Source organism: Paraplanobispora siamensis, assembly GCF_016863175.1.
GTDB classification, from domain to species: domain Bacteria; phylum Actinomycetota; class Actinomycetes; order Streptosporangiales; family Streptosporangiaceae; genus Planobispora; species Planobispora siamensis.
Window position 1 is genome coordinate 1 of the sequence record NZ_BOOJ01000116.1, and the last position, 6,553, is coordinate 6,553.

The 6,553-nt window shown below is 62.3% G+C and carries 7 protein-coding genes and 1 pseudogene; 4 read left to right on the forward strand and 4 right to left on the reverse strand.

Features of this window, described 5'->3' with window-relative positions; genetic code table 11:
• Window positions 1-96: 96 nt before the first annotated feature.
• A pseudogene (locus Psi01_RS43960) lies at window positions 97-629 on the reverse strand (IS5 family transposase); the annotation flags it as partial.
• 537 nt (window positions 630-1,166) lie between these two features.
• On the opposite strand from Psi01_RS43960, the gene Psi01_RS44695 reads away from it, so the two are divergent.
• The 4 genes from Psi01_RS44695 (at window position 1,167) to Psi01_RS42630 (ending at window position 3,975) form a co-directional block, all read left to right on the forward strand.
• Complete coding sequence (locus Psi01_RS44695) at window positions 1,167-1,358, forward strand: PASTA domain-containing protein (RefSeq protein ID WP_373872554.1); 192 nt, start codon at window positions 1,167-1,169, stop codon at window positions 1,356-1,358.
• A 404-nt stretch (window positions 1,359-1,762) separates the two neighbouring features.
• Window positions 1,763-3,067 carry an IS256 family transposase gene (locus tag Psi01_RS42620; protein WP_204069910.1) on the forward strand — a complete coding sequence of 435 codons (1,305 nt, stop codon included), beginning with the start codon at window positions 1,763-1,765 and terminating at the stop codon, window positions 3,065-3,067.
• Window positions 3,068-3,120: 53 nt separating this feature from the next.
• A complete protein-coding gene (locus tag Psi01_RS42625) occupies window positions 3,121-3,342 on the forward strand; it encodes an integrase core domain-containing protein (protein ID WP_239128452.1) in 222 nt (73 codons plus the stop codon).
• Window positions 3,343-3,384: 42 nt separating this feature from the next.
• A complete protein-coding gene (locus Psi01_RS42630; protein ID WP_204069912.1) occupies window positions 3,385-3,975 on the forward strand; it encodes a transposase in 591 nt (196 codons plus the stop codon).
• Between the two features lie 466 nt (window positions 3,976-4,441).
• Here Psi01_RS42630 and Psi01_RS42635 read toward each other — a convergent pair whose 3' ends face one another.
• The 3 genes from Psi01_RS42635 to Psi01_RS42645 all read right to left on the reverse strand — a co-directional run.
• On the reverse strand, window positions 4,442-5,197 hold the full coding sequence (locus Psi01_RS42635; protein ID WP_204069913.1) for a hypothetical protein: 756 nt from the start codon (window positions 5,195-5,197) through the stop codon (window positions 4,442-4,444).
• 439 nt (window positions 5,198-5,636) lie between these two features.
• On the reverse strand, window positions 5,637-5,867 hold the full coding sequence (locus Psi01_RS42640) for a hypothetical protein (protein ID WP_204069914.1): 231 nt from the start codon (window positions 5,865-5,867) through the stop codon (window positions 5,637-5,639).
• 50 nt (window positions 5,868-5,917) lie between these two features.
• The coding region (locus Psi01_RS42645; RefSeq protein WP_444980738.1) for an IS1634 family transposase at window positions 5,918-6,553 on the reverse strand (636 nt) is incomplete at its 5' end.

Consider the following 6,553-nt stretch of genomic DNA (forward strand, 5'->3'; position numbering starts at 1 on the left):
TCTCCCACAAGCCCTTCGGGACGATCCAGTCCCATTGCCTGCTGTCCATAGGAGTTCAACGACGCATTCACCATGTAGGACACGCTGTAAGCAGGCAGGACGCTTGCGAGGCCGGCCGCGCCGGCCCCGTACCGGCGGGATCGCCTTGATCAACGGCAACAGCTGAGTGACGTCGTTGCGGTTGCCGCCGGTCAGCGACAGCGCGAGCGGGATGCCGTGCCCTTCGGTGATGACGTGGTGTTTCGAGCCCGGCTTGGCGCGGTCGACCGGGCTCGGCCCGGTTTTGGGCCGCCCTTGAGCGCCCGCACGTGCGAGCTGTCGATCACCGCCTTGGACCAGTCCAGCTGGCCGGCGGCGTGCAACTCGGCCAACAGCAGCTCGTGCAGCCTGGTCCAGACACCGGCGTGATGCCAGTCCCGCAGCCGCCGCCAGCACGTCATGCCGGAGCCAAAGCCCAGCTCCTGCGGCAGGAACTCCCACGGGATCGCGGTGTAGAGCACGAACAAGATCCCGCACAACGCCTTACGATCATCGAGCGGCTTGCGCCCCGGATGACGGGTGCGCCGCCGCACCTTCGGCAACAGCGGCTCGATCCGCTCCCACAAGCTGTCCGAGACGATCCACGGCAGCTGCTCACCTTTCCTCACATCTCACCCAACGACAATCATCACCGTGAGGATGCGGGTCATCTCATTCTGTTAGGACCTCTAAGCGGCGCTTGCGGCAAGGACTTGCTCGCTTCTCTATCGAGGCGTATAAGTCGCATTGAAGGGGGCATCATGAACGTTTCCGCGCAACCAACCCCGACCCCTTTACCCACGCCATCCCCTGCCGTCGGAGCATACCTCGAAGCTGGACCGTGGTGGTGGCTACCTCTTTCTTTGAGCACCTTAATCGCCGCGGCAGTTGCCGTAATCGGCTTATATTTGTTTGCTGGTAGAGTCGAAAAGGGGTTAAGTGTTACGCGGTCCATGCTGGCGCTGGTTCTTGTGGGTAGTTTAGTGCTGGTCACGGGGGCGGCTATGAGTGGATCCAACACGCAGCTGGCGAACCTGCTCGTTGGGGGCGTGGTGGCAAGCGCAGCTGGCGCAGTGTCGTTCTACTTCGCCTCGCGAGGTGCCGAGGAAGCACGGAAGGACATGCTCCACGCGGCACTAGGCACCGAGATGGTGCCAGACCTAAAAGGCCATAAGGTCGCTGAAGCTCAGGCCATCATAAGTGCCATGTCATTAAAATTAGCGCTCCCGACTCCAGCGCCAGCCGCTGACGATAAAATCAGCAATCAGGACCCAAGTCCTGGCACTTCCGTTCCCAGAGGCGCAGCAGTCACGATAGAGACTAGAAACCCGGTCCCGTAGCCGGGGTCTTGAACACTCTGACCGCCACAACTCGCAGCCGCGACATCGACATCCATCGCAACCGGGTCCGGATGAACGCGGTGATGGAGCAGTTGGTGCACTCGTGCCGCTGTGAGCTTTGGATCGGTGCCTGCGCTGGAATGAACGCCACCTCCGGCACGCCCGGCGCGAGGATGAGGAGTTCTGCAACGCGCCGCGCCCATCAAGCCCTGTCCCAGGCGGTTCCGCTCCGCGCCGTCTCCGATCCCAGCAGATCCGGCCACGCTGGCCAAGCTCGGCGTACACCGACGAGACCGGCTCGGCGGAGTCCTCACGACTATCAACAGACCGCTTGAACTGCATGGATGTGTTCGGCGGGACTGTACGGTCACTGGTGTAACTCCTGATCAAGGAGGACACACCTGATGAGTACTGTGATCCAGGCATCGACGGAGATCGACCTGGAGGACGCCGCGGTGGCGCGCAAGAAGCCCGAGAACTCGACGGACCGGGAACTGGTGGCCAAGCTGGTCGATCAAGCCCGGGCCGAGGGCATGGAGTTGGTCGGGGAGAACGGGCTGCTGGGCCGACTGACCAAGCTGGTGCTGGAGTCCGCGCTGGAAGGTGAGATCACCGACCATCTCGGCTACGACAAGCACCAGCGAGGCGGTGGCGAGACGACCAACAGCCGCAACGGCGCCCGGTCCAAGACCGTCATCACCGATGTCGGCCCGGTGGAGATCACCGTGCCGCGCGATCGGGACGGCAGCTTCGAGCCGAAGATCGTGCGCAAGAGGCAGCGGCGCCTGTCCGGCGTGGATGAGATGGTCATCTCGCTGGCCGCCAAGGGCCTGACCACCGGCGAGATCTCCGCGCACCTGGCCGAGGTCTACGGCGCCGAGGTGTCCAAGCAGACCATCTCGACCATCACCGACAAGGTGCTGGACGGCATGGCCGAGTGGCAGAACCGGCCGCTCGACCCGGTATACCCGGTGATCTTCATCGACGCCATCCACGTGAAGCTCCGCGACGGCCAGGTCGCCAACCGGCCCATCTACGTGGCGCTGGCCGTCACGGTCGACGGCGAGCGCGACATTCTCGGCCTGTGGGCCGGCGACGGCGGCGAGGGAGCCAAGTTCTGGCTGCACGTGCTGACCGAGATCAAAAACCGCGGCGTGGCCGATGCGCTGATGGTGGTCTGCGACGGCCTCAAGGGCCTGCCGCAGGCCATCGAGACCGTCTGGCCCCAGGCCGTCGTGCAAACGTGCGTCGTTCACCTGCTGCGCGCCTCATTCCGGTACGCCGCCCGCCAGCACTGGGACGCCATCGCCAGGGCTCTTAAGCCCGTCTACACCGCCCCGACCGAGGCCGCCGCCCTCGAACGCTTCATAGAGTTCGCCGAGCTCTGGGGTGGTAAGTATCCGGCGATCGTGAAGTTGTGGGAGGACGCCTGGGCCGAGTTCGTGCCCTTCCTCAACTTTGCCCCCGAGATCCGCCGGGTGATCTGCTCGACCAACGCCATCGAGTCCGTGAACGCCCGGATCCGGCGGGCGGTCAAGGCCCGTGGCCACTTCCCGAACGAGCAGGCCGCGCTCAAGTGCGTCTACATGGCGATCATGAGCCTGGATCCGACCGGCAAGGGCCGCAAACGCTGGATCACCCGCTGGAAGGCCGCCCTGAACGCCTTCGCCATCACCTTCGAAGGGCGCCTGACGCCGACCACCCGATAACGAATCAAGATCGAGAAACACCGTTATCTAGACAGTCCCAGCGGTTGCGCACCGTGCGGGCCGAGTGCACCGACCGCATGCTGATCTACGGCGAACGGCATCTGCGGTCGGTGCTCGGTGAGTATGCCGCTCACTACAACGGGCATCGGCCGCACCAGTCCCGCGCGCAGCGGCCACCCGATCATGATGAGCGGACCGTCGTACCGCTGGAAGGCCGGATCGAACGTCGGAGAGTGCTCGGCGGGGTGATCAACGAGTACTACCGAGCCGCGTAGCCACTTCGGAGAACTTCCAGATCAAGCACTACGCGATGGATTTTGAAGCGGTACAAGCGCGAGCGCACCCGGCAAGGGCGGGATCCCACCCCGAGTGCCGGCATCATCGACAGCCAAAGCGTGCGCGGTACCGAGCGCGGTGGGCTGCATGGCTATGACGGCGCCAAGAAGGTGCTGGGCGTCAAGCGTCACCTGCTGGTCGGCACCCTCGGCCTGGTGCTGGGCGCGTGTGTCAGCCCGGCCAATGCCGGAGACCGGGACGGGGCGATGGTGCTGCTGTCGCGGACGATCGAGCGCTTTCCCCGGCTGGTGCATCTGTGGGCCGATCAGGGTTATCGCGGGGAGCGCTTCATTGGCTGGGCTCGCGAGGCGCTCAGGGTGAGGGTGCAGATCGTGGTGCGCCGCGACGGCGGCATGCACACCACCTGGGCACCTAACGACGCGCCGCCGCGGGAGGTGCCGCGGATCGCGGTGATCCCGCGACGTTGGGTGGCCGAGCGCACCTTCGCCTGGCTGGGCCGCTACCGCCGCCTGTCACGCGACTACGAGTACCTGATCACAACGTCGGAGAGCGTCATCTACGCCGCGATGTGCATGCTGATCTTGCACCGCCTCGGCGCATCTCGATCATGACTTTTCAGACACCCTCTAAAAGCCGCACTGTATCAGGACACACGAGCAACCACCGAGCAAACATCGGGGCCCTTGACCATTATTCACTAGCGGTCGGCGCGAGCAACCTGATCCGCCGAATCACTGAGTAAAGCCTCGTAAGAGGGGTGCTGAAGCGGCACATGCCCCGCTCCGACCCCTACCTGATGCGAGTGTCCGCGTGCAAGCCCGAATCGCCCGGCTCGACGTCCGCCGATGTGATCGACTCGGTGGTATCCTCAGGGAGTACCGGCATGCGGCTTGACCTGGACGGATGAATTCTCGGCACCCGCACGTCGTACCGCTGGAAGGCCGGATCGAACGCCGAAAGGTGCTCGACAGGCTGATCAACGAGTACCACGGAGCCGCGTAGCCACCCCGAAGAACTCCCAGCTCAAACCCTATGCAATGAATTTTGAAGCGGTAAAAGGAATCCGCTCGTGCTCGGTTAATTATTTCGACGTTTGGGCCTCTTCCTTCGTCGTTTGCGCGATCCAGGCGCGCCTAGACGAGGCTGTGCGGTGATTCTCCTGCGGTCCGAGGGCTTGTCCAGCAAGGACCGAAGCCGGTCCTTAGCGGTCGCTAGCACGAATGCCAAAACAGCAAGAACTACCAGCCAGATCCAGTGAGATGCTCCGGCTGTCACGACCTCTGCAACCGTACTTTGTCTATAGGTTGTCGCTAGCACATCTGCTGTGATCTCGAGGTCATCCAGAAGATCCGGATTTCCGATCTTTATCGTGCGCTCGGCTCGGCCGTCGGCGATTGCGCGGGCATCGGATGCGGGAGTGGTGGCCATCACCGCCAGGCGTGGATAGCGCAAGGTTATTGATGACTCCTTGTCCACGTCCAGGCCGATGTCTAGCTGGCCCTGCCTCTCTGCCATTTTGATTCCTTCGATGGAAAGCCAGGACAAGTTGCTTTTCTTCTTGCATTTTTCGAAATAATCTGCGTCAATCAAGCGCCCTGCGAACGCGAGGACTTCGCGACCGGAACTTTCCTTGAATGGCCTTAAGCATTTCGCGAGGAAGTTTTCGAGCTGTAGATCATCGGAGCTGAGGTACCCTGCGACGGCTTCGGTTTGAAACAGGCGTCGGGGGGGTTCTATTCGGTGCGAGGTGGTAACTGGCCAGAGCTTCGCTGTCGAAATTAATGGGGTGAGCCTTTCTCGGAAAAATTGTAATTCATGGCTTCCTGAATCCACCCTTTGAATCGTGCCTGAATTCCATCCTTCGGAATGAAGTGTGCGTGTAAGCCCACGCCTAAGAATAGGTGAATCGGCTGGTATTCTGAAATATAGTCGTTCTTTGCCGAGCCAGCTCTCACAGCGATTTTCGCAGGCGAATAATCCATCATAATTGACGTGAAGTACGAGGGGGAGGAAGGTGGTTCTGAACCCCTCTGGGGGTGTGCAGGAAGAGATCCCAACGCATACTAGGAGCGGTAAGAGTATGGCGACTCGAAAAGGTCTGCGTGTGTACAAGGGGTCACCTGTGTTCTATTCATTCCAACCTCTTTGTGTTGCCTTATAGCATCTCTCCGTTGTTGCCGCTATAAGATGGAGGGACTCAAAGTCCTTACTGCTGATTCCCGGGAAACGGGATCAACTACTCCGGTTGAACTCGTAGGGTCCGGCCGTATGATCACCACGGTTCGATGACCAAGCCGGTTGCGGCCAGGCAGCCATCGAGCAGATGCGGCCGATACTGGATCTTCTTCAGCTTGCGCTTGATGATCCGGACCAGGCCATCCAGGTCGGCGGCGACGAAGTTGGTGATGGCGCGCTTGAGCAATGACCAGGCTCCTTCGGCCCCGCGTTCCGCGTAATTCAGCGGCCTGGAGGCTCGAATATGGGCTGTGAGCTGGGCTGACATGGGTGTGACCGCCTGGAGGGCGTTTCTCTAGGCGGTGCTATCCGGGCTGGTCAGCGGCCTGCGGGCTCGAGGTCGATGACCTGCTTGGGGACAGGGACGGCGAGCTTGGCCAGCAGATCCTGCTGGGGCTTGATCAAAGCGGTGACCTGCCGGAACAACCCGGCGGGGCCGGTGAAGGTGCCCAGATGGAGCCGTTCCAGCTCGCGGCGGCAGGCGGGCCAGGTGCTGCCGGTGGTGGTCTCGATGATCCGGATGAGCAGCAGCGCCAGCCAGCAGAGGACGACGTGGGCGCGGATGCGTTCTTCGAGCCGGTGATAGACCGGCCGCAGGTCGATGATCTGCTTCATGTCCCGCCAGCCGCGCTCGACCTCCAACAGTTGCTTGTAGCCCAAGGCGATGTCTTCGGCGCTCAGGTGAGGGTCGCTGCAGCGCAGCAGATACTTGCCGTCCAGGTTCTCCTCGGCTTTGATCTTCGCGGTGTCGATGCGGAGCTTGCCGGCCGGGGTGGTGCGCAGGTAGCGGTTCAGGCCGGGCTTGACGACGATCTTCCCGCGCAGCTCACCGCGCTTGAACTCGCTCAACGCATCGGATGCGTCGATCAAGTCGGCCAACTGGGCCAGCAGTTGCTCGCGCGTGTGTGCATCGCGCTCGGCGGCTTCGGGGTTGTGGCAGATGACGAACCGTGC

What these genes read in the sequence shown, in the direction of transcription:
- Psi01_RS44695 (WP_373872554.1), top strand. Translation starts at nt 1,167, where the DNA reads ATGGTGCCAGACCTAAAAGGCCATAAGGTCGCTGAAGCTCAGGCCATC.
- Psi01_RS42620 (WP_204069910.1), top strand. Translation starts at nt 1,763, where the DNA reads ATGAGTACTGTGATCCAGGCATCGACGGAGATCGACCTGGAGGACGCC.
- Psi01_RS42640 (WP_204069914.1), bottom strand. Translation starts at nt 5,867, where the DNA reads ATGTCAGCCCAGCTCACAGCCCATATTCGAGCCTCCAGGCCGCTGAAT.